Here is a 23,094-nt window from a genome sequence, read left to right on the forward strand (position 1 = left end):
ACAAGCAAAAGCCCCAACCGTTTTGGCTGGGGCTTTTTTGCACGGGCGTTATTTGCAGTTGATGCCCATCATTTTGGGCGGATTGCCGTCGGAAACGGGCACGCGGCAGGTTGTGCCATTGCTACCCGCCACCACCAACACGCGTTTGCTGCCGTCGTTGCTTTCGCTAATTGTGAGCGGCTCTTTTGCGCCCATGCCGTTGGCGGCGGAAGCCATGCTGTTGATAAAGCCTGCGTCTTTTACGCTGGACGAGTTGGATGCGATGGTTGGGTCTTTTGCCATTGCCAATGGGCTGGCAACGAGTAACGCAATCGCGCTGGTAAGGATAAGTTTTTTCATGATGTATGTCCCTTTCGGTGGAGTTGTTCGCACAATGTACAGCAAATTGAGCATTTTAGGGAATTTTTTACATCGCCATACATTTGCTTGATGCGAAGAGGCAGCCTGAAACGCGGTTTGGTGTGGTAAAAATGGATGGTAAGCGTAAGTTTTACGGTTTCGTAGAAGCGTGTAAACCCGTTTTAGCTCCGCTGAACTGTGTTTCAGGCTGTCTCATTATTTTCAGGCTGCCTCATGGTTGTCGGGATTCAAAATGCGCACTTCGCGTTGCGGGAACGGCAATTCAATGCCTTCTTCGTTAAACCGTTGCCAAATGGTGAGCAAAATGTCGGAGAACAAGCCGCCAAAGCCGTTTTCGGGGTCGTTCACCCAAAAGCCGACGCGCAGATTGATGCCGTTGTCGCCAAATCCCAACAGCAGGGCGGAGGGCGGTGGGTTGCTGCCTACACGTTTTTGCGCGGCGGCGGCTTCGCGCATAATGTTCATCGCCCGCGTTAAATCGGTGGCGTAGGCAACTTGGATGTCCAGCGATTGATACAAGGCGCGGGCGGTATAGGATTCGTTAATCACGGTGTTGGTAACAAAGGTTTCGTTGGGGATTAGGGCTTCTGCGCCATTTGCGTTGCGCAGCACCACAAAGCGCGAAGTGAGTTGGGTTACATAGCCTGTAAAGCCGTTTACGGTGAGGCGGTCGTTGATGCGGATGGAGCGGTCTGCCAAGATGATAAAGCCCGACACATAATTGCTGGCGATTTTTTGCAAACCAAAGCCCAGCCCCACGCCCAGTGCGCCGCCAAACACGGACAACACGGTTAAATCTATGCCCACCAAAGGCAGCGCAACCAACACCGATAGTATCATCAGCAGCGATTTCATCACTTTGGACAGCACAATCCGCAGATTCATATCCAGCCGTGCGCTTGCCATCAAACGCGCGTTGAGCCAGCGATAAAACCACATCGTGCCCACCATCATCACGCCCACCCACAGCAGGCCGCTTAAAATGGTGTAAACATTCAGTTTGCTCGCGCCGATGGGGATTTGCAGCGATTTGAGCCAATCAATAATCCAATCATCAATGCCTGACAGCCACAAAATAAAACAGCCCCAAAGCCCTGTGGAAGCGGCGCGTTCAATTGCATCCGAGCGCGTATTTTTGGGAAACGCGCCGTTAATCAACGCCAGCACCAGCCTAATCGCCATCATCCAGTTTGCCGCCAACACCAAAAGTTTCAGCCACACCGCATGCAAGCCCGCCGCTTCCCATGCCACTTGCGCAATAAGCGCCACCACTAGCAGCAACACGGGAAACAACACGCGCCGCAACACATGGCGAATCATGCGAAAACGAATCGCCTTGATTTTGGACGACTGCGCCCATTTTTCCGACAGGCGATAGGCGACAAACACCAAAGCCAGCATAATCGCCAGCTCCACCCAGCCCATAGGCTGCCTGAAACTGCGTTCCAACAGGTTTGCGGTGAAGGCTTTGCGGGCAAAGAGATTAACGATGAAGTCTTGCCAAGAAAAAGATGCGGGCATGGGGATTCCTGTTTGCAAAATGGAGGCGGATTTTAACATTTGGGCGACAAACTTTGCCCACATATTTTGTGGATAACTGTGTGGAAAATATGTGGCTGCCATCAAATTTTGTTGCAATATCATGGTATGGCTTTTGCTGCTTATTTTTTGTGCAAAATGGGGCGGATGGGATTGTGCTTGACTTTGTTACTATTTGAAAATAAAAGATAAATTATAATTTTGCGTGTAAGTTGTTGATATTATTTGCATGGCGAATGGATGGCAATATCGGGGTTTTCAGGCTGCCTTTGCGTGGTGTAACGGCTGGTTGTGCCAGACGTGGATAGATTGGGCAGCCTGAAAAAGCAAAGAGGGTTGCAAAGCTGGGGTTAAGCATTTTCAGGCTGCCTCAACAGGCTGAGGCAGCCTGAAAATCGGTTTGTATTTCATCAAACAAAAACCGCCGTTAGCGCAAAGCATAACGGCGGTTTCATCTTGCCGGGTTAAACTCAGATTTTCAAAATACGCTCGCCGCGACCAATTCCGGCCGCGCCTGTCCGCACGGTTTCCAAAATGGAATTTTGCGGCAGATTGACCAGCAGGCTGTCCAACTTATCGCGCGCACCCGTTACTTCGATGGTGTAAGTTTTATCGGTCAAGTCAATGATTTGACCGCGATAAATAGTTACCAAGCGCAATACTTCATCGCGCTCTTTGCCCGTGGCGCGCACTTTCACCAGCATCAATTCGCGCTCGTTGTGTTGCCCTTCGTTCAAATCCACCACTTTCACCACTTCAACCAACTTATTGAGTTGCTTGGTAATTTGTTCGATTACGCTATCGCTGCCATGCGTAACAATCGTCATGCGCGAAAGCGTGGGGTCTTCGGTGGGCGCAGCCGACAACGAATCGATGTTGTAGTTCCGTGCCGAGAACAAGCCCACCACGCGGCTTAGTGCGCCAGATTCGTTTTCCAGCAAAACAGACAAGATATGTCGCATTTTTGTTCCTTTCTTATGCCTTAGTTGAACGCATGTGTTGCGGCAAGACCATTTCGTCCAAACCTTTGCCCGCGCCCACCATGGGGAACACGTTTTGTTTGCGGTCAGTTATAAAGTCCATGAATACAAAGCGGTTTTTCAGGGCTAACGCTTCGCGCAACGCGCCTTCCACATCGGATGCTTTTTCAATCCGCATGCCCACATGGCCATAGGCCTGCACCAGTTTCACGAAATCGGGCTGGCATTCCAAATTGGTTTCCGATTCGCGTTCGTCGTAGAACAATTCTTGCCATTGGCGCACCATGCCCAAATAGCCGTTGTTCAAACACACGGTTTTAATCGGCAGATTGTATTGCGCGCAGGTGCCCAGTTCTTGAATGTTCATTTGGATGGAGCCTTCGCCTGTAATGCAGAACACGTCTTTATCAGGGTTGGCAAGGTGCGCGCCCATCGCGTAGGGCAAGCCCACGCCCATTGTGCCTGCGCCGCCCGAATTGAGCCATTGGCGCGGGCGTTGGAACGGATAATACAGCGCGGCAAACATTTGATGCTGTCCTACGTCAGACGTAATGATGGCATCGTTGTTGGTTACTTTTGCCAAAGTTTGCACCACATATTGCGGCAGGATTAAATCGGTTTCAGGCAGCCTTAAACATTCTTGCGCGCGCCATTCTTCAATCGTTTTCCACCATTTTTCCAAATGGTTGGCGTTGACGGATTCGTTTTGCGCACGCCACAAGCCAAGCATCTCGCTTAAAACGTTTTTCACATCACCCACAATCGGCACATCGGCTTTAACGCGTTTGGAAATGCTGGATGGGTCAATATCAATATGGATGATTTTTTTCGGCGCTTCGGCAAATTTTGCAGGCGAGCCGACTACGCGGTCATCAAAACGCGCACCAATCGCCACCACCACATCGGCGTTTTGCATGGCAAGATTGGCTTCATAAGTGCCGTGCATACCGAGCATGCCTAAGAATTGGCGGTCATCAGAAGGATACGCGCCCAAGCCCATCAATGTGCCTGTGCAAGGCACGCCTGTGGTACGGATTAAATCGGTTAATTCTTTTGAGGCATTGCCCAACACCGCGCCGCCGCCAAAGTAAACCAAAGGACGTTTGGCGGCAGACAAAAGCTGCACCGCTTTTTTAATCTGCCCAACGTGCCCTTGCACCACGGGCTGATAGGAGCGAATCGGCAAATCTTCTTGCGGATAGCTGTATTTTGCCGTGGCTTGGGTAACATCTTTGGCAATGTCAATCACCACAGGACCTGGGCGACCTGATTTAGCAATTTGGAATGCTTTTTTAATGGTTACAGCCAGGTCTTCAATATTGGTAACCAAGAAATTATGTTTTACGCATGGGCGAGAAATACCAATCATATCAATTTCTTGGAACGCATCTGTGCCGATTGCGCCTGATGGCACTTGCCCGGAAATCACCACCAGCGGAATCGAATCGCTGTAAGCGGTGGCGATGCCTGTTATCGCGTTGGTTGCGCCCGGTCCTGATGTAACCAAGGCAACGCCCACTTTGCCGCTGGAACGAGAATAAGCGTCTGCGGCATGCACGGCTGCCTGCTCGTGTCTCGTTAAAATGTGTTTGAATTTTTTGAGCTGATAAATGGCATCGTAGATTTCCAACACTGCGCCGCCGGGATAACCGAAAACATACTCAACATTTTCTGCGTGAAGACTTTGCACGATAATTTGTGCGCCTGATATTTGCATGACAACCTCATTTGTTCTGCGTAACTTTGATTGCAAATGGATAATTTTGCCGATGCACCTGTAATGCGGTTAAACGAGACAGCGATTTAGGGTACGCGCACACGCTTAACATAACAATAATTATATTGATTGGTTCAATCTGGTTAAACGCTGGGTTTGTGGAGAAAGGAAACGCCAAGATAACCGAAAGAATTAACAAAAACAAGCGGTATGTAAAAAAAAATTATCTCTGTCAAATAAAGGGTAATATGATTATTAAAAATTAAAAAAATTAAGATTTTGAGAATTTAATTGCGCAAATAAGCGAAAAATAATTTTTAAATCTATTTATTTCGCTAAACTGGCTAACCTGCATTAAAATTGCTTGATTGGATGCACACACGAAAATTATTTTAATTTGAAAGATTGGAAAAAAATGAAACTGTCTTCGCAACAAAAAGGTTTTACATTGGTTGAATTGTTGGTTGCTATTGCAATCATAGGTGTTTTGGCTGCTTTGTCTTATCCATCTTATTTAAGCTATATCCGCCGTGCGCGTTTAGATAATGCGCGTGCCATGATGTCGGATACTGCGCTGGCAATGGAACGTTACTATGGGCAGCATCAGACTTTTTGCCAAGCAAGCGGCGCAACAGGTTGCACCCCGCCTACCGTAACTTTTGTTACTAAGAATAATGCTTCCACTACGCCTACAACAGGTATTACGGTTACAGTAGATAACGATAACTATAATTTCTCAATAGTTAAAGCAGATACCAACAATTATGTATTAAAAGGTGCGCCAAAAGCTGACTTATATTCAGCAGATGATTTGGCTACCAATCAGCTGATTCTGTTCTACGATTCTTCTGTTCCTGCCTTTGTTCGTTGTACGAGCAGTGGTGCAAATAGTTACCTTACTATATCGCCTACCAACCCTAATGGTCCTGACGGCTGCGAAGTGATGCAATAACATGAAAGCAAAAGGCTTTACTTTGGTTGAATTATTGGTGGTGATAGTCATCATCGCGGTTTTGGCGGTGGTGGCTTATCCGCTTTATACCAATTATGTGAAAAATGCGCGGCTAAGCGAGGCGCATCAGGCGATGATGGACAATGCGCAGGCGTTGGAGCGTCATTATGCGAATCATGCCAACTTTAAGAAAAGCAGCACGCAATGGGTGGATTTGCCGATTACGCAAACGCCTTATTTCTGCATTCGCATGCTGGGCAACCCGCGCGGCACGGAAAGCGAGGCGGCGTATAGCATGAAGGCGGTGTCGTTTGATAAGAACAGGGAGGCGCGGGTGTTGATTCATGCGCATGATGGCACTTCGCTGGTGTGTGAGAGCAGCAAGACAACGTGTGATGAAACGCCTTTTTTTAATAATGCTATGCGGGTGGATTCGGATTGTCGCCCGTATCCTTGATGGAGCAGTTGGCAACAATAATAGGCAGCCTGAAAACGGTTTATCCCATTTTCAGGCTGCCTTTTTATGCGAAATAGCCTGCGCCAAGAATAAGCGGCTTGTGTGCGCCTGTGGCGTGGTGGGGGTTGGAGGGGGTTTGGTTTACCCAGCAGGCGGCAAGCCATGCGAAGGCGGCGGCTTCTACCCATTGGGGGTTGAGGTTTAGGCGGGCAGTGCTATGTAGGGCGATGTTGTGTGGGGTGAATAGTTCGGCAAGCGTGTGCATTAGGGTGGTGTTTTGGATGCCGCCGCCGCAGATATAGATGTGGCGGGTGTTTGAGGCAGCCTGAAAAATGGCATCGGCGATGGTTTCGGCGGTGAATTGGACGAGAGTGCGTTGCACATCAAACGGGGATTCGTTGCCGCTTAGATAGCTTTGCAGCCACGCGAGGGAGAAGAGTTCGCGCCCTGTGCTTTTGGGCGGTGGCAGCCTGAAATAGGGGTGGGCTTTCAGGCTGCCTAACAGGCGGGGCAGCACTTTGCCTTGCGCGGCTTTTGCGCCGTTGGCATCGTAGGGCTGTTGCCAAACGTGTTGTGTCCATGCGTCTAGCAGCATGTTGCCTGCGCCTGTGTCGAAGCCGATGGGGGGCTGGTTGGGGGCGAGCAGGCTGATGTTGGCGATGCCGCCGATGTTGAGTACCACGCGGGTTTCGGCTGGGCTGGCAAACAGGGCTTGGTGGAACGCAGGAACGAGTGGCGCGCCTTGCCCGCCTGCGGCAAGGTCTCTGCTGCGAAAATCGCCAATGGTAAAGATGCCTGTGCGCTCGGCGAGCAGGGGGAGATTGACCAGTTGGATGCTGTATTGATGTTCGGGGGCGTGGCGGATGGTTTGCCCGTGGCAGCCGATGGCGGTGATGTTTTCAGGCTGCATTTGGCTGTGGGCAAGCAGTTGGTGGACGGTTTGGGCGTAGATGTGGCTGAGCTGTTGGGCGAGGATTTGGCTGCGGTGCAGTTCGTTTTCGCCGATGTTTTGCAGGGCGAGCAGTTCGGTTTTCAGGCTGGCGGGGTAGGGGACAAAGCTGTGGGCGAGGGCGCGTTGCCATTGCTTGCCTTGCATGGCGATGAGTACGGCATCTGCGCCGTCCATGCTGGTGCCTGACATGATGCCGATGTAGTGTTGGGTGGGCATGGGGTTGTCCTTTGGAGGTAAGACGGTATAGATAGTTTTCAGGCTGCCTTTTGGGGTGAGGCAGCCTGAAAACGTTATTTGCTGTGTGATTGTTGTTGGGTGGATTGTTGGGCTTGCGGTTGTTTCGCTTCGCGGGTGAGGCGGCGTTGGCGGCGTTTTTCCAGCAATTCGTCGCGGCGGGCGATTAAGCCTTGGCGACGGTGGTAAAGATGGTAGCCCGCCCATGCCGCGCCGATGGCGCAAACGATGTATAAGCCGTATTGGAATTGGTGGACTTGCTTCATCAGCCAGTCTTTATTTTCTGCGCCGAAGTGCCCCAAATACACCCAAAGCGGAACGGTTAAGATGGCAGCCAGCCCATCCATCATCAGCCAGCGCATAAACGACACTTTGCCGCTCATGCCTGCCACCAGAAACATCGGGCTGCGCAAACCAGGGAGAAAGCGGGCGACAAACATCACGCGGTTGCCGTATTGGTCAAATTTTTGGCGGATAAGGGCGTAGCGTTTGGGGTTGAGCATTTTGCCAACGGGGCGAAATTTGAGAATTTGGTTGCCATAATGCCTGCCGAGCATGAACATGATGCCGTCGCCCACCAATACGCCGAGCACGCCGGTAACCGCCATAAAGTGTACGTTTTTATAGCCCAAGCCCGAAATCACGCCGCCTGCAACGAGGGTAACGTCTTCGGGGATGGGGATGCCAAAGCCGCAGAGTATCAGGATGAAAAACACGGCGGCGTAGCCAAATTGGATAAAGAATTGTTCTAAAAAGACGAGCATGGTGGTTTGCTTTATTGTTGGGGTTGATGGGGCAGCCTGAAAATCAGAGTGGGGGCATTATCCTTGTTTACAAGTTTTCAGGCTGCCTTTTGGCGGTTACTGCTGGATGGATTGGGCAATCCGCTGGGCGCATTGTTCGGCAATCATTGCGCTATCGGCTTCTACCATCACGCGCACCACAGGCTCGGTGCCCGATGCGCGCAGCACGATGCGCCCTCTGTCGCCCAGCTCTTGCTCGGCTTGCACCAACGCCGCTTGCGACGCGCTTTGCCAGTCTTGCCCTTTTTGGATGCGCACGTTAATCATGGTTTGCGGATAGGGCTGCCAATCTACGGCAGTTTTCAAGTCTTGCCCCAATTCGCGCAGCGCGGCGAGCACTTGCAGGGCGGAAATCGTGCCATCGCCCGTATTGTGTTTGTCTAGGCACACGATATGCCCCGAGGCTTCGCCGCCGATAAGCCAACTGCGCTCGTGCAATTGTTCCAACACATAACGGTCGCCCACTTTGGCGCGGGCAAAGGCGATGCCACGCGCGGCAAGGGCTTTTTCCATGCCCAAATTGCTCATCACCGTGCCAACCACGCCGCCAAAGGCTAAACCTTGCGCGGCGCGGGCTTTGGCGATGACGTAAATCAGCTTGTCGCCGTCGTACACCACGCCATTTTTGTCTACCATCATCAGGCGGTCGCCGTCGCCATCCAGCGCGATGCCGTAATTCGCATCGTTTTGCAACACGGCGGCTTGCAGCGTTTTGGTGTAGGTGGCGCCTACTTTGTTGTTGATGTTGTAGCCGTTGGGCTCGTCGCCGATGCTGATGACTTCCGCGCCCAGCTCGTGGAATACTTTGGGCGCGGTGTGATAGCCTGCGCCGTTGGCGGTATCCACCACCAGTTTCAAGCCGTATAAATCCAAATGGCTGGGGAAGGTGGATTTGCAAAATTCAATGTAGCGGTCGGCCGCGCCTTCGATGCGGCGGGCGCGCCCAAGCTGGCTGCTGGGCAGCGTGCGCAAGTCTTTTTCCAATTCGGCTTCAACGGCTAATTCCATATCGTCGCTCAGTTTTACGCCGCCTTCGGCGAAAAATTTGATGCCGTTGTCGCTATACACATTGTGCGAGGCGGAAATCATCACGCCGCCGTCCAAGCGCAGGGCGCGGGTTAAATAGGCGATGGCGGGCGTGGGCAGCGGCCCGGTTTGCACCACGTTTACCCCGGCGGCGGTGAAACCGGCCACCAGCGCGGTTTCCAGCATATAGCCTGAAATGCGCGTGTCTTTGCCGATGATAACGGTGGGTTTGTGCCCCGCGTCGTGTTTCACCAATGCGCTGCCAAACGCGCTGCCGAGTTTGAGCACAAAATCGGGGGTAATGGGAAATTGACCGACTTCGCCGCGAATGCCGTCGGTGCCAAAATATTTTCTTGCCATGATGTGTTCGCTTGTGAGAATTTTCAGGCTGCCTGAAAAGGAGTTTGATAGGGTATCTTGACGAATTTTGCCGATTGTAAAGAATTTGCAATCAACGCGCTATTCAGAAACTGACATTTTACGGCATTTTGCATTTCAGGCTGCCGCCGTGTAAAAAAATGTAAGCACATTGAAAAAAATATTGCTATAATCCCGCCGTTTGTCCGCTCGGACCGCATACAAAGGAAACCGCCATGTCTAATCCGTTCTACCAAAAACACATTATCTCCATCGCCGATTTATCGGATGAGGAGCTGCTGTTATTGCTCAACACCGCGCTCAAATTAAAAAGCGAACCCAATCCCAGCTTGTTAGATGGCAAACTCATCGCAAGCTGTTTTTTTGAGCCGTCCACACGCACGCGGCTTTCGTTTGAAACCGCCGTGCAACGCTTGGGCGGCAAGGTAATCGGCTTTGCCGATGGCGCAAACACCAGCGCGAAAAAAGGCGAAACGCTTGCCGACAGCGCGCGCATCATCAGCAGCTACGCCGATGCGATTATCCAACGCCATCCGCAAGACGGCGCGGCGCGCGTAACCGCCGAATTTTCGCATGTGCCCGTGCTCAACGCGGGCGACGGCACCAACCAGCACCCCAGCCAAACCCTGCTGGATTTGGTAACCATCCACGAAACCCAAGGCAGCCTGAAAAACCTGAAAATCGCCATGGTGGGCGATTTGAAATACGGGCGCACCGTGCATTCGCTCGCGCAGGCGCTCAAACGCTTCGGCTGCGAGTTCGCCTTTGTGTCGCCGCCCACGCTCGCCATGCCCGACTACATCACCGAAGAGCTGGACGAAGCGGGCGCGGCGTGGCAAATCTTCCCCGATTTGGAAAGCGCGGTGGCATGGGCAGACATCCTTTACATGACGCGCGTGCAACGCGAACGCTTCGACGAACAAGAATTCGCCAAAATCCAAGGCAAATTCAATCTGCACGCCGATATGCTCGCCAACGCCAAACCCAATTTGCGCGTGCTGCACCCGCTGCCGCGCGTGGACGAAATCCACCCCAGCGTGGATGCCACGCCCTACGCCTATTATTTTGAACAAGCCACCAACGGCGTGTTTGCGCGGATGGCGATGTTGTCGCTGGTGTTGAACGAAACGGTTTAACCTGCTTTATCAACATCCATTAGGCAGCCTGAAAATGAGTAAGGCGCGTTTCAGCGAAGTTCAAATCTGATACACAAGGAAATCCCCATGAAAAGCAAACAATTAAGCGTAGAAGCCATAGAAAACGGCACCGTTATTGACCACATCCCCGCAGGGCTGGCGCTCACCATCCTGCGCCAATTCAAAGTGCTGCATCACGGCAGTGCGGTAACCGTGGGCTTCAACCTGCCCAGCCACTCGCAAGGCAGCAAAGACATCATCAAAATCAAAGACGTAATATTCAGCGAAGCCGATGCCAACCGCCTCGCCTTGTTCGCCCCCGAAGCAATTGTGAATTTGATTCAAGATTTTCAAGTGGTGCAAAAAATGCGGCTCACGCTGCCTGGTACCATCAGCGAAGTGTTTAGCTGCCCCAACGCCAACTGCGCCAGCCACAGCGAACCCGTAACCAGCCGCTTCTATGTGCGCCAGCACAACGGGCAAACCAAGCTCAAATGCCATTATTGCGAGAAAACCTATGCCCGCGAAGCGGTTGCCGAGGCGTAGAACCGCAAAATAGGCTACAATGTGCCGCAATGTTTTCAGGCTGCCTAATGTGATGTGCAATAGGCAGCCTGAAAAACACCCTGCATCCACACAAAAGGCAGCCTGAAAATGAATGCACTCACCCAAAACCCCAGCCAAATCAGCGAAGAGGACTACCTAGCCCGCTACGCCCAAGAAAGCGACACGCGCTACGAATACATCAACGGCGAAATTTGGGCAATGGCAGGCGCATCACGCAACCACAACATCATCGCAGGCAATGTCTATGCCGCTTTGCACAGCCAGCTCAAAAACCATCCCTGCCAAGCGTTTATCAGCGATTGGTGCGTGCAAGCCCAGCATAATTATTACTACCCTGATGTCGTTATAGATTGCCAAGCCCAAGGCAACTCAGCCAGCCAACCCGTGTTGATTATTGAAGTTTTATCCGACAGCACGCGCCAAACCGACTTAACCCTCAAACTGCACGACTACCGCCAAATCCCCAGCCTGCAAGAATACATCGTTTTAGAACAAGACTTTATGGCCGCCCTTGCGTATCGCCGCAGCGACGGCTGGAAAGCCACCAGCTACACCCAAGCCAGCGACACCATTTCGCTTGCCAGCATCGGCTGCACGCTATCGCTTGCCGAGATTTATGCACGAGTGGAATTTGAAGAAAAACGAGCCGTTTAGGCAGCCTGAAAACGCATTCCCATCCATTTCACTAACTCGTGTTTTCAATAAAACACCTGCTCGCTGCCCCCATTAAGGCAGCCTGAAACAGAAAGAACCCTTATCCTTATGAAACCCACCATCGCCCTAGTCGGCCGCCCCAATGTGGGCAAATCCACCTTGTTCAACCGCCTCACGCGCACCAAAGACGCGCTGGTACACGACCTCCCCGGTTTAACCCGCGACCGCCATTACGGGCACGGCAAAGTGGGCAGCAAACCCTATTTGGTTGTGGACACAGGCGGTTTTGAGCCCGTTGTGGACAGCGGCATTTTGCACGAAATGGCAAAGCAAACCCTGCAAGCCGTGGATGAAGCCGATGCCGTTGTGTTCCTTGTGGATGCCCGCACAGGCTTAACACCGCAAGACAAAATCATCGCCGACCGCCTACGCCAATCACCGCGCCCCGTGTATTTGGCGGTGAACAAAGGCGAGGGCGGACGGCGCGACGTGTTGGCAGCAGAGTTTTACGAACTGGCGCTGGGCGAACCGCACGTTATTTCAGGCGCGCATGGCGACGGCGTTTACTATCTGATTGAAGAAATTCTGGAAAATTTCCCCGATGCGGACGAAACGCAGCCTGAAAACAAACACCCCGTGTTTGCCGTGATTGGGCGACCCAACGTAGGCAAATCCACGCTGGTCAACGCCATTTTGGGCGAAGAGCGCGTGATTGCGTTTGACATGGCGGGCACCACGCGCGACAGCATCCACATTGATTTTGAGCGCGAGGGCAAGCCGTTCACCATCATCGACACCGCCGGCGTGCGCCGTCGCGGCAAAGTGGACGAAGCGGTGGAAAAATTCTCCGTGATTAAAGCGATGCAAGCGATTGAAGCGGCGAACATTGCCGTGTTGGTGCTGGACGCGCAGCAAGACATCGCCGACCAAGATGCCACCATTGCAGGCTTTGCACTGGAAGCAGGGCGCGCGCTGGTGATTGCCGTAAACAAATGGGACGGCATCAGCGAAGAGCGGCGCAACGACATCAAGCGCGACATCGCCCGCAAGCTGTATTTCCTTGATTTTGCGAAGTTTCACTATATTTCCGCGCTGAAAGAACGCGGCATAGACGGCTTGTTTGACAGCATTCAGGCTGCCTATAACGCGGCGTTTATCAATATGCCCACGCCTAAAATCACGCGCGTGCTGCAAAGCGCGGTGGAACGCCAAGCTCCGCCCCGCGCAGGCTTGGTGCGCCCCAAAATGCGCTACGCCCACCAAGGCGGCATGAACCCGCCCGTTATCGTGATACACGGCAACTCGCTCGGCGCGATTTCCGACAGCTACACGCGCTATTTAACGCAAACCTTCCGCAAAGCGTTTAACCTGCAAGGCACGCCGCTGCGGATTCAATACAACGTGGGCGAAAACCCTTACGAAGAAACCGCCGCGCAAACCAAAAACAAACCGTTGCGCCGCGCAACACTGAGCAACCGCATTGCCAAGCGGGAAAATCGCAAAGACGAGAAAGTGCGCAACAGCGGCGGGAAAGTGAAAAAACGGCAGGTGAGCGTGAAGAAACGGCATCAGTCGTGAAGCGGTGGCAATAAAAGGCAGCCTGAAAACGAAAGTAGGTTTTCAGGCTGCCTTTGGTGTGCGTGAGGCATCGGTTGGCATATTTACCGCACCACAAACCAACCGCCATCAAAACAATCAGCACCGCCAAGCCGCCGATAATGGTCTGCTTGCGTGTGGGTTTGGGCTCGGTTTGCTTTATCCAGCTGAGTTTGCGCCCGAGCCAGAAAATCAGGCGCAAAGTCCATTAAAGCAGCAGGGCGAGGGCGTCGATAATCAGGAACAACAGGTCTGCCATGTCGGTTTCCTTTTTTCAGGCTGCCTCTGCTGTATGCGGTAGGCAGCCTGAAACCGAAATGGAATGGCGCGTTGGATAAAACGGTTTTTGCTAGCGGGCAGATGTGCCCCAAGAGTTGCGTATTTTCGGCTTTACTGCTTCGCTTGTTTTTCAGGCTGCCTCTGCATCACGCCAAAGGCAGCCTGAAATCTATCCGCGTGCAATATCAGGCGTAGCCACGCGCACGTCGGCGTTTTGCGCGCGGTGGCGCAGCGCGTGGTCCATCAGCACCAGCGCGAGCATGGCTTCGGCAATGGGGGCGGCGCGTAGCCCAACGCAGGGGTCGTGCCGCCCGTGGGTGGCGATTTCTACGGGATTGCCATCAATATCAATGGATTGGCGCGGCGTGGCGATGGAGCTGGTGGGCTTGATAGCGAAGTTGGCGGTGATGGTCTGCCCCGTGGCGATGCCGCCGAGTATGCCGCCTGCGTGGTTGCTGGCGAAGCCTTGCGGGGTGAGCTCGTCGCCGTGTTGGCTGCCGCGCTGGGCAACCACGCCGAAGCCGTCGCCGATTTCCACCGCTTTAACGGCGTTGATGCTCATCAGCGCGTGGGCGATGTCGGCGTCTAGGCGGTCAAACACAGGCTCGCCCAAGCCGACGGGCACGTTGCGGGCTTCTATGTGCAGTTTTGCGCCTACGCTGTCTAGTGATTTGCGGACGCTGTCCATATAAGCTTCTAGCTCGGCGATTTGCGATTGGTTGGCGGCGAAAAAAGGGTTTTGGCTGATGTAGGCTTCGTTTTCAAAGGCGATGGGGTGTTCGCCGACTTGGCTTACCCAGCAGATGATGTGGGTGCCGAATTGTTGGCGCAGCCATTTTTTGGCGATTGCGCCAGCGGCGACGCGGGCGGCGGTTTCGCGGGCGGAGCTTCTGCCGCCGCCGCGGTAGTCGCGCGTGCCGTATTTGTGCCAATAGGTGTAGTCGGCGTGGCCGGGGCGGAATTGTTGGGCGATGTTGCCGTAGTCTTTGCTGCGCTGGTCGGCGTTGCGTATCAGCAGGGCGATGGGGGTGCCTGTGGTCTTGCCGTCAAACACGCCTGATAGGATTTCTACTTGGTCAGCTTCGCGGCGTTGGGTAACGTGGCGGCTGGTGCCGGGTTTGCGGCGGTCTAGGTCGGGTTGAATGTCGGCTTCGGTGAGCGCAAGATTGGGCGGGCAGCCGTCGATGATGCAGCCGATGCCTGCGCCGTGGCTTTCGCCAAAGGTGGTTACGGTGAAGAGTTGTCCGAAGGTGTTGCCTGCCATGAAGTGCTTTCTGGTTGTGGGTTAGGGGAGGCAAATTTTAACATAAAGGCAGCCTGAAAGCGGGGCGGGGGCTTTTCAGGCTGCCTTTGTGGGGTGGTAATAGTGGTGGGCAACGAGTTGCCTGTTTTACAGGTTGGGGATAGTGAGGCAGCCTGAAAATGTTTTTAAATGCTGTTTTAGTTTCGCTGAAACTCGCTTCGCTCGTTTTCAGGCTGCCTTTTGCGGTGCGGGTTAATATTCTTCATATTCTTCGGCTGGTATGGGGTCTTCTCCGAAGAAATTGTTGCCTTTGGTGCCTTTTTTGAAAAAAAGAAGTATTAAACAAAGCAAGAAAACGGGTGGAGTAAGAAGGGAGAAAAATACAATCAGAATCCACCAGCCTGAAAAGTCCATATCGTGCAAACGGTGTACGGTAACGGCAAGTGATGGTAGGAATGTGATGAGTAAATAGATAAATAGCAGCATTGCAACGATGTCAAAAGCGTTATTTCGGGAAAAGAAAGTATGAATCATCAAGATTATAAGAACAGCCAGCACCAATATATGAATCAGCATATATAGCCAGTATTCTGCTCGGCGGGCTCGCCCGCTAAATTCGGCGTATTTGTTCAAAGCGGCTAGATACCAGCGCATGGTAGTGTTCCTTGGATTGGGGTTCAGAAATGAAAAAATCGTGCGATTGTAATTGCGGGGGCGGGAGAGGTGTCAAGGACAGAGGGAGAATTTTCAGGCTGCCTTTGCGATGGGTGAGGCAGCCTGAAACGTTGGTGCTGGTTATAAAGGGTTGATGCTACACGGGGTGCAGGGGCAAGCCCCTGCTCGTGGTAGGCGGCGAAACGCCTGCGCTGGCAAAGATAAGAAATGTTGAAAGGCAGCCTGAAAACGTTGAATGCTTAGGTGCGTTATTTTTGTTGATTGCTTGAATGTGATGAACAATGGTGGGCAACTAGTTGCCCACCCTACGAGTTGGGTTTGGGCGCAAGCGTAAGGCAGCCTGAAAACGAGCGAAGCGAGTTTCAGCGAAGCTAAAACAGCATTTAAAAACATTTTCAGGCTGCCTTTTGTTTGCGGCTTTACCCGCCATCGCGCTTTACCCGCAATCCATCGGCGCGGCAATTTCTATGCTGGTATCGTGGAAGGCATCGAGCGTGCCGCGGTGTCCGATGCTGACGATGATGCTTTGCGGCAGGCGTTGGCGGATTAGGGTGTAGAGGTGGGCTTCGGTGGGTTCGTCGAGCGCGGAGGTGGCTTCGTCTAGCAGGATAAGCTGGGGTTGGGACAGCAGCACGCGGGCAAAGCCGATGCGTTGTAGCTCACCGGGGGAAAGGATGTGTTGCCAGTCTTGTTCTTCGTCTAGCCGCTCGGCGAGCTGGGGCAGCAGGCAGTCGTTTAGCGTGGCAATTAAGGTTTCGTTGCTGGCTTGGATGTTGGGGTAGCACAAGACGTGTTTCAGGCTGCCTTGGGGGACGTAGGGGCGTTGCGGGATAAAGAGCGTGTGGCGTTTTTCAGGCTGCCATACGTTGCCGCTGCTGCCAAACGCCCATAGCCCTGCCAGCATGCGCAGGGTGGTGGTTTTGCCGCAGCCCGACGGGCCTTTGAGCAACAGGCTTTGCCCTGCTGCAGCCTGAAAATTGAGATTGTTGATTAAGATGTCGCCGTTGGCGCGGTATACGGTGGCGTTTTCAATTTTCAGGCTGCCTGAAACGGTTTGGCGTTGCGGCTGCTGGCTGTGGTGCGGCTCTTCCATGCTGGTCATAAAGCCGTATAGCCGTTCTAGGCGGGCGCGATAGACGGTGAAGCGTCCGTAAAACAGGCGGAAAAACGATAGGGCTTGCTGCAAGCGGGCGAAGGCTTGCACGGTTTGTTGGATGTCGCCGAGCTTGATTTGCCCTGCAAACAGGCGCGGGGCTTGCAGGATGATGGGGAAAAGTTTGATGCCGCTGGAAAACATATCGTTGAAGCCGCTTAAAAACACGCTTTGGCGGGCGATGTGCCATTTGTTGCGGATGATGGCGGCGAAGCGTTGATTGAGCGATTGTTGTTCCTGCGCTTCGCCGCCGTAAAAGGCAACGGATTCGGCATGATCGCGGATGCGAATCAGAGAATAGCGGTAGTCGCCGTTGAGCTTTTCGTTTTCATAATTGTGGTGAATCAGCGGTTTGCCTATCCACATGGCAACGAAGGTGGCGAGAATCACGAAAATAAACACGAAATACACGATGCCATGCGGAATATTGATGCTGAACACGGTGAGCACGCCCGCCAAGTCCCATAACACAATGGCGAATTCCAGCGAAGTGAGCACGGAATTGAGCATGCCGCGCACAAATTCTATGGTGGAAACGATGAAATCTTGCGCGTCTTGCTGGATGCGTTGGTCTATGTTGTCGGGCGTGTGGCGCTTGGTTTGCAGGCGGTAATAGTTTTTGTCGCCCATCCAGCGCTGAATCAGCACGGCGTTGAGCCGCTCGCTCCATTTGATGGCGATGGCTTGATCCAGAAAATCGTTCACCGCGCCGTTAAACGCGCGCAGCAGCACCACGCTGGCATTCATGGCGGCAAACAGCCAAAACGCGCTGGCGTTCATTTCTTGCATGGAGGTGTACAGCCCGCTGGTCATAAAGGTGCTGAACACGTTGAGGCGCACTTCGGTGAGCAGCAGCACAATCATGGCGGAAATCATCAGCAGGGCGCGGCGGGCGGTTTTTTTGTCTAAACAGGGGCGCAGGACGTGCCAAAATTCGCGCCCAAAGCGGGTGTATTTAAGCAGCCAGACAACGATAACAAGGATAAGGGCAACGCTGACAAAAGTTTGCAACAGCCAGAAGGGCGTGGCGAAGAGTTCTTGCTGCCATTTGGGGAGTTTGGTGGGCATGATGGGATGGGGGGTGATGCAGCCTGAAATCTAAAATGGCGCGGCGAGGGCTCGCTGCCAATTGTTTGATTGAACAGGTCTTTGCTGGTTGGTAAGATGCCGGCGAGCCGCCGACGCTCCATCGGTTACAGGTTCTCAATAAAGATACCGAAAGGCAGCCTGAAACGGTTTTCAGGCTGCCTATTTATGCGCGCAAGGCGTTCATCAGAACGAATAATCCGCTTTCAACCAGAACGTGCGCGGCATGCCAACCACGGCGAAGCTGCGGTCGTATTGCCCGCGTTGCACTTGCCAGTAATTTCGGTTGAACAGGTTTTCCACCGCGCCGCTCACGGTAAGCGTGTTGCGCTCGCCGAATTTTTTGGCATAGCGCGCGCCGACATCCACCAGCGTGTAGCTTGGGAAAGCGTATTTTTTCTGCGTGTCTTGGTACGATTTGCCGTAATACTGCACGTTGGCGTTCAGCGTGAGCCCTTGCACAAACGGTGTATCCCATTCGATGCCCGCCTTGGCAATCACGCGCGGGCTGGCAACCTGCACGCCGTTAATCAGCATGTCGCGCGAGTTGGGATAGTTTTTCAAATCGGCGCGCAAATACATCAGGCCGAAGCTGGGGCGCAGCGTTTTGTTCAGCAAATTGCCGTACACGTTAAATTCAATACCGCGATTGCGCTCTGTGCCTTGCTCATCGCCTGCCGCGCCGCCTTTGGCTTTGTATTTGGCAAAATCGGATTTGTTGCCATAAGTTAAGCGGCCGTTGGCGTTGGTTTGGCCGCGCCAGTAGCCAGGGCGTTTGATTTGGAACAGGCTCAAAGTGGTTACCACATCGCCCCAGTTTTTGCGCACGCCCAATTCAAATTGACGGCTTACGCGCGGTTTTGCCATGGTGGTGTTGCCGTCGTCGTCGGTTTTGATGTCGGCAGGTTCAAGGTCTTGCATATAGTTGCCATACACCACCAAATCGGGCGAGGGCAACCATGCCGCCATCAGCATGGGGCTGATGCGGTGCGATTTACCTGTTTCGTTGGCTTTTTTATCCGTGTATTCAACGTGTTGTAAACGCCCGCCCACGGTGAGGCGCAATGTGTTATCCAAGAAACCCAGCGTGTCGGACAACGCCAAGCTGTTCACTTTAATGCGCGCGTCTAAGTTGGCAGAATTTTCCCAAGTATTGGGGTAATCGGGTTTAAACGCTGCTAATTGCCCTGCGATATTGCCACGCTCGGGGTAAATGGTGGCGGTGCTTCTACCCGCTGCGGTGCCGCGATAGGTGGCGCGTTGGCGGATAATGCGGTCAAACGCGGTGCTCCAATTGTGCGAAACGGGGCCGGTGTAAAACTCGCCACGCGCCGATAAATTCATGCTCAATGTGCGGAAATATTGGTCGGTTAGGCGAGCGGTGCCTGTGGTGTATTGGTTGGCGGTGTTGCACGTGGCGGTGGCAGTGCGGCAAACGGTGGGGGAAATCAGCGTGCCGTAGTAACGCGCTTTGTTGTAGCCGATGCCGCCTGTGATTTGGAAGCTGTGGTCGGTGTCGTATTCAAACGTCAGCATGTGGGTTTGCCCCACGGTGTTTTGCCAGTTCCACGAGGGCAGCAGGTTGGTTTTGCCATCGGGCGCGCCATACAGCTTGCCTGCGGCGTTTTGAATGTCTTGCATACGGGCGCGGCCGCCGTTGGTTTTGCGTTTGGCGTACACTGTATCCAATGCCACGCGCAATTTTTCGCCGCGGTAATCGGCGTTCAGGGCGAATTCTTTGTCGTCTTCTTTGTAGCCGTCGCGCGGGGTGTCGCCGTGGCGCAGTTTGGCGTTGGCGCGGATGCCGAATTGTTTGCTATCGCCAAAGCGCTGCCCGATGTCGGCGGTGGTTTGCAAGCGGTTGTTGCTGAACCATGCCAAGCCCACTTTGCGGTTGCCTTCGTCGCTGGCTTTTTTGGTTTCAATGTTCAATGCGCCTGAAACCGCGCCTTCGGGGTCCATGCCAGTTACGGCGGTAGATGCGCCTTTAATCAGCTGTGCCGAGCCAACGTGCACATTCGCCGTGCCTTGCGTGCCATACATCCCCGCCAAGCCGTTTACGCTGAATTGGCGCGCGTCTAATTGGAAGCCGCGGAAATACAAGCCTGTTAGCGTGTTGCTTTCGCCGCCAAATGCCATCACCGAAGCGTCGGTGCTGGCAATCGCGTCGGTGAGCGTGCGGGCTTGTTTGTTGTTGAGCATTTTTTCGTCGTAATTGACCACGCTAATCGGCGCGGTGAAGGCGTTGGCGCGACCGAGCAGGCTCAGGTTCACGCGGTCGCGCATATCGCCGTCGCTGGCGATGGAATACGAGCGCGCGGCGTGCACCGTTTTGCGGTCGGCTTTAACGGTTACGTTTTGCAGGGTTTGCGTTTGCGCTGCGCCGGCTTCGGACTGCGCGGCGGTTTCAGGCTGCATGGCGCTGTTGTCGCCGTTGTCGGCGATGGCGAATTGGGCGAAACCCAAGCCGAGCAGGGCGAGTGTGATTTTGTTTAATTTCATGATTGGATTTGTTAAGGTTGGTTAGAAAGCGCGCGGATTATAGCAGAAGTACAAGGCGGTAATGCAAATTAGTTTTATTTGTTGTGCGGCGGCGTTTGGTGGATGGTTGCAGGACAATATAGGCAGCCTGAAAACGCCTTTGCTCGGTTTTCAGGCTGCCTTAAACCGCCACACGCCGCGCTCGCTGGCAAAATACTGCACGCGAATATCGTGGCGTTGCGTGGGCAGTTGGGGCAGGCTTTGGCAGGCGAATCCTGCGGCGACGGTTTGCGGGCACAGGCTGCGCGGGGTGGCGGCGAGCGTGCAGTCGTAGTAGCCGCCGCCTTGCCCCAGGCGGTAGCCGCGCGCATCGATGCCGACGATGGGCAGCACCATGATGTGCAACGATTTGGCGCGGATTTTGTCGCCGCGAAACTGGGGGACTTGGATTTGGCTGCGGCGGCGGGTGCGTTCGGGGCGGACGGTTTTCTTCGTTTTCAGGCTGCCTAATCGCATAACAGGATGGGGCGTGAACCAGAGTTTCAGGCTGCGTGGGGCGATGTAGGGCAGATAGACTTGCGCGCCGCGTTGTTGAGCAGCGCTGGCAAAGTCGTCCAGCCGCAGTTCGCTGCCGATTGCCCAATACACGGCGATGCGTTTGCCGCGTTTGATAAAGCGTTTGAGCTCGCGGTTGATGCGGCGTTCGGCGGCGCGACGGACGTTTTCAGGCTGCCTTTTGCGGGCAAGGCGCAGTTCGTGGCGGATTTCACGCTTGCCCGCTTGCGGCGATAGGTTTTCAGGCTGCCGAAACAGGGCGTTCATCAGCTACGCCCCGTGCTGCCAAAGCCGCCTGCGCCGCGCTCGCTGCCGGCGAAGTCGTCCACAATTTCAAACTGCGCCTGCACCACGGGCACGATGACCATCTGCGCGATGCGGTCTAGCGGGGCGATGGTGAAATCGGCTGGGCTTCTGTTCCACAGCGACACCATCAGCTCGCCTTGGTAGTCGGAATCGATTAAGCCGACTAGATTGCCCAGCACGATGCCGTGTTTGTGCCCCAGCCCCGAGCGCGGCAGGATGGTGGCGGCGAGGTTGGGGTTGGCGATGTGGATGGCGATGCCGGTGGGGATGAGCGCGGTTTCGCCTGCGCGAATGGTTTGCGGCGCGTCGATGCAGGCGCGCAGGTCCAGCCCCGCGCTGCCCGATGTGGCGTATTGGGGCAGATGCTCGGCGATTTTGGGGTTGAGGATTTTGAGTCGGATAGTGGGGTTCATGCGGCGTTTCCTTGTTTGGCGCGTTGAGGCAGCCTGAAAAGGCGCGTTGAGGCGGGATGCCGTTGCGGTTTTCAGGCTGCCTGAAAAGCTGTTATGATACCGTAAATTTTTCCCCATGTTCTGTTAGGCAAATGTAAACCAAACAGATTTCTCTAACCGTCTGCAAAGGCACACATCATGAAAATAGATGAAAAATTGAAACAAGCCGCATTGGCGTTTCACCAATTTCCCGTTCCCGGCAAAGTGAGCGTAACGCCAACCAAATCATTGGCAACGCAACAAGATTTGGCATTGGCGTATTCCCCTGGCGTTGCCGCGCCGTGCATGGAAATCCACGCCAACCCTGCCGATGCCTACAAATACACTGCCAAAGGCAATTTGGTGGCGGTAATTTCCAACGGCACGGCGGTGCTGGGCTTGGGCAACATCGGCGCGCAAGCGAGCAAACCCGTGATGGAAGGCAAGGGCGTGCTGTTCAAAAAATTCGCGGGCATTGATGTGTTTGACATTGAAATCAACGAGCAAGACCCCGACAAGCTGGTGGACATCATCGCCGCGCTGGAACCCACCTTCGGCGGCATCAATTTGGAAGACATCAAAGCGCCCGAATGCTTTTATATTGAGCAAAAATTGAAAGAGCGCTGCCATATCCCCGTGTTCCACGACGACCAACACGGCACGGCGATTATCACCGCCGCCGCCGCCATCAACGGCTTGCGCGTGGTGGGCAAAAAACTGGAAGACGTGAGCCTTGTGGTTTCGGGCGCGGGCGCGGCGGCGATTGCCTGCACCAATTTGCTGGTGTCGCTGGGGCTGAAACGCGAAAACGTTACCCTGTGCGACAGCAAAGGCGTGATCTACCAAACGCGCGAAGACCGCGAGCGCATGGATGCCACCAAAGTGCATTACGCGATTGCCGACAACGGACAGCGCACTTTGGCAGATGCCGTGGTGGGCAAAGATATTTTCTTAGGGCTGTCGGGCGCCGATTTGCTCACGCCCGAAATGCTGAAAACAATGGCGGATAAACCCATCGTGTTTGCGATGGCGAACCCCAACCCCGAAATCAAACCACCCGTTGCCAAAGAAGCGCGCGCCGATGTGGTGATTGGCACAGGGCGTTCCGATTATCCTAATCAAATCAACAATGTATTGTGCTTCCCATTCTTGTTCCGCGGCGCGTTAGACTGCGGCGCAAGCGAAATCAACGAAGCGATGAAAAAGGCGGCGGTGTATGCCATTGCCGATTTGGCGCACGAGCCCGTGCCCGAAGCGGTACACGCGGCATACGAAAACCGCGATTTCACTTTCGGCGCGGAATACCTGATTCCCACGCCGTTTGACCCACGCTTGATTTCACGCATCGCGCCTGCGGTTGCCAAAGCGGCGGCAGAAAGCGGCGTGGCAGCGCGTCCGATTGCCGACTTGGCGGCATACGCGGCGAGCTTGGAAAAAATAAGCGCCGATTGATTTTGCTAAACATCAAGGCAGCCTGAAAACGGGAATAGGCGTTTCAGGCTGCCTTTTTATATCGGGCAGAGCAGGGGGCGAT

At 53.9% G+C, this 23,094-nt stretch carries 21 protein-coding genes; 8 read left to right on the forward strand and 13 right to left on the reverse strand.

All coding sequences use genetic code 11. The annotated features are described in order from the left end of the window. Window positions 1-48: 48 nt before the first annotated feature. From H3L93_RS04980 to ilvB, 4 genes are all read right to left on the reverse strand, one after another. Window positions 49-339, reverse strand: coding sequence for a hypothetical protein (locus H3L93_RS04980; protein ID WP_040558622.1), 291 nt, complete (start codon window positions 337-339; stop codon window positions 49-51). A 222-nt stretch (window positions 340-561) separates the two neighbouring features. Next, the gene (locus H3L93_RS04985; protein ID WP_155803134.1) at window positions 562-1,881 is read right to left on the reverse strand and encodes a mechanosensitive ion channel family protein; all 1,320 of its coding nucleotides are present in this window, start codon (window positions 1,879-1,881) and stop codon (window positions 562-564) included. A gap of 488 nt (window positions 1,882-2,369) precedes the next feature. Beyond that, window positions 2,370-2,861 (reverse strand): acetolactate synthase small subunit, encoded by a 492-nt coding sequence (ilvN, locus tag H3L93_RS04990; protein ID WP_003796130.1) that lies wholly within the window; start codon window positions 2,859-2,861, stop codon window positions 2,370-2,372. 13 nt (window positions 2,862-2,874) lie between these two features. After that, on the reverse strand, window positions 2,875-4,596 hold the full coding sequence (gene ilvB, locus H3L93_RS04995; RefSeq protein WP_003796128.1) for a biosynthetic-type acetolactate synthase large subunit: 1,722 nt from the start codon (window positions 4,594-4,596) through the stop codon (window positions 2,875-2,877). A 397-nt stretch (window positions 4,597-4,993) separates the two neighbouring features. On the opposite strand from ilvB, the gene H3L93_RS05000 reads away from it, so the two are divergent. Further along, window positions 4,994-5,548 carry a type IV pilin protein gene (locus H3L93_RS05000; RefSeq protein WP_155803132.1) on the forward strand — a complete coding sequence of 185 codons (555 nt, stop codon included), beginning with the start codon at window positions 4,994-4,996 and terminating at the stop codon, window positions 5,546-5,548. A gap of 1 nt (window position 5,549) precedes the next feature. Beyond that, a complete protein-coding gene (locus tag H3L93_RS05005) occupies window positions 5,550-6,005 on the forward strand; it encodes a type IV pilin protein (RefSeq protein WP_003796124.1) in 456 nt (151 codons plus the stop codon). A 64-nt stretch (window positions 6,006-6,069) separates the two neighbouring features. Here H3L93_RS05005 and H3L93_RS05010 read toward each other — a convergent pair whose 3' ends face one another. The 3 genes from H3L93_RS05010 to glmM all read right to left on the reverse strand — a co-directional run bounded on the left by H3L93_RS05010 (window position 6,070) and on the right by glmM (window position 9,380). After that, complete coding sequence (locus H3L93_RS05010) at window positions 6,070-7,173, reverse strand: anhydro-N-acetylmuramic acid kinase (protein ID WP_003796121.1); 1,104 nt, start codon at window positions 7,171-7,173, stop codon at window positions 6,070-6,072. Between the two features lie 74 nt (window positions 7,174-7,247). Beyond that, the gene (locus H3L93_RS05015; RefSeq protein WP_003796118.1) at window positions 7,248-7,955 is read right to left on the reverse strand and encodes a DedA family protein; all 708 of its coding nucleotides are present in this window, start codon (window positions 7,953-7,955) and stop codon (window positions 7,248-7,250) included. A gap of 96 nt (window positions 7,956-8,051) precedes the next feature. Next, on the reverse strand, window positions 8,052-9,380 hold the full coding sequence (gene glmM / locus H3L93_RS05020) for a phosphoglucosamine mutase (RefSeq protein WP_003796117.1): 1,329 nt from the start codon (window positions 9,378-9,380) through the stop codon (window positions 8,052-8,054). Window positions 9,381-9,613: 233 nt separating this feature from the next. On the opposite strand from glmM, the gene pyrB reads away from it, so the two are divergent. From pyrB to H3L93_RS05045, 5 genes are all read left to right on the forward strand, one after another. Further along, complete coding sequence (gene pyrB, locus H3L93_RS05025) at window positions 9,614-10,534, forward strand: aspartate carbamoyltransferase (protein WP_003796113.1); 921 nt, start codon at window positions 9,614-9,616, stop codon at window positions 10,532-10,534. 87 nt (window positions 10,535-10,621) lie between these two features. Next, entirely contained in the window at window positions 10,622-11,080 is a 459-nt protein-coding gene (gene pyrI / locus H3L93_RS05030) for an aspartate carbamoyltransferase regulatory subunit (RefSeq protein ID WP_003796110.1), read from the forward strand. Window positions 11,081-11,188: 108 nt separating this feature from the next. Beyond that, window positions 11,189-11,755, forward strand: a complete 567-nt coding sequence (locus H3L93_RS05035; protein WP_003796107.1) for a Uma2 family endonuclease — start codon at window positions 11,189-11,191, stop codon at window positions 11,753-11,755. Between the two features lie 108 nt (window positions 11,756-11,863). Continuing rightward, a complete protein-coding gene (der, locus tag H3L93_RS05040) occupies window positions 11,864-13,333 on the forward strand; it encodes a ribosome biogenesis GTPase Der (RefSeq protein ID WP_003796106.1) in 1,470 nt (489 codons plus the stop codon). A 4-nt stretch (window positions 13,334-13,337) separates the two neighbouring features. Beyond that, complete coding sequence (locus H3L93_RS05045) at window positions 13,338-13,652, forward strand: hypothetical protein (protein WP_003796104.1); 315 nt, start codon at window positions 13,338-13,340, stop codon at window positions 13,650-13,652. Window positions 13,653-13,799: 147 nt separating this feature from the next. Here the strand turns inward: H3L93_RS05045 and aroC are convergent, their stop codons facing one another. The 6 genes from aroC to dut all read right to left on the reverse strand — a co-directional run bounded on the left by aroC (window position 13,800) and on the right by dut (window position 21,542). Beyond that, window positions 13,800-14,894, reverse strand: coding sequence for a chorismate synthase (gene aroC, locus H3L93_RS05050; protein ID WP_003796099.1), 1,095 nt, complete (start codon window positions 14,892-14,894; stop codon window positions 13,800-13,802). Between the two features lie 231 nt (window positions 14,895-15,125). Then, window positions 15,126-15,527, reverse strand: a complete 402-nt coding sequence (locus H3L93_RS05055) for a DUF805 domain-containing protein (RefSeq protein ID WP_003796098.1) — start codon at window positions 15,525-15,527, stop codon at window positions 15,126-15,128. Window positions 15,528-15,984: 457 nt separating this feature from the next. Then, on the reverse strand, window positions 15,985-17,769 hold the full coding sequence (locus H3L93_RS05060) for an ABC transporter ATP-binding protein/permease (protein ID WP_003796094.1): 1,785 nt from the start codon (window positions 17,767-17,769) through the stop codon (window positions 15,985-15,987). 204 nt (window positions 17,770-17,973) lie between these two features. Beyond that, complete coding sequence (locus H3L93_RS05065) at window positions 17,974-20,205, reverse strand: TonB-dependent siderophore receptor (protein WP_155803198.1); 2,232 nt, start codon at window positions 20,203-20,205, stop codon at window positions 17,974-17,976. A gap of 234 nt (window positions 20,206-20,439) precedes the next feature. Then, entirely contained in the window at window positions 20,440-21,090 is a 651-nt protein-coding gene (locus H3L93_RS05070) for a 5-formyltetrahydrofolate cyclo-ligase (RefSeq protein WP_003796092.1), read from the reverse strand. Beyond that, window positions 21,090-21,542: a dUTP diphosphatase gene (gene dut / locus H3L93_RS05075; protein WP_003796091.1), complete on the reverse strand. Its 453-nt coding sequence runs from the start codon at window positions 21,540-21,542 to the stop codon at window positions 21,090-21,092. The genes H3L93_RS05070 and dut overlap by 1 nt, the downstream gene beginning before the upstream one ends. 177 nt (window positions 21,543-21,719) lie before the next feature. Between dut and H3L93_RS05080 the strand changes: the two genes are divergently transcribed. Next, window positions 21,720-23,012 (forward strand): malic enzyme-like NAD(P)-binding protein, encoded by a 1,293-nt coding sequence (locus tag H3L93_RS05080; protein ID WP_003796090.1) that lies wholly within the window; start codon window positions 21,720-21,722, stop codon window positions 23,010-23,012. Window positions 23,013-23,094: the final 82 nt, after the last annotated feature.

This window comes from Kingella oralis (assembly GCF_014054985.1).
Taxonomy (GTDB): Bacteria; Pseudomonadota; Gammaproteobacteria; order Burkholderiales; family Neisseriaceae; genus Kingella_B; species Kingella_B oralis.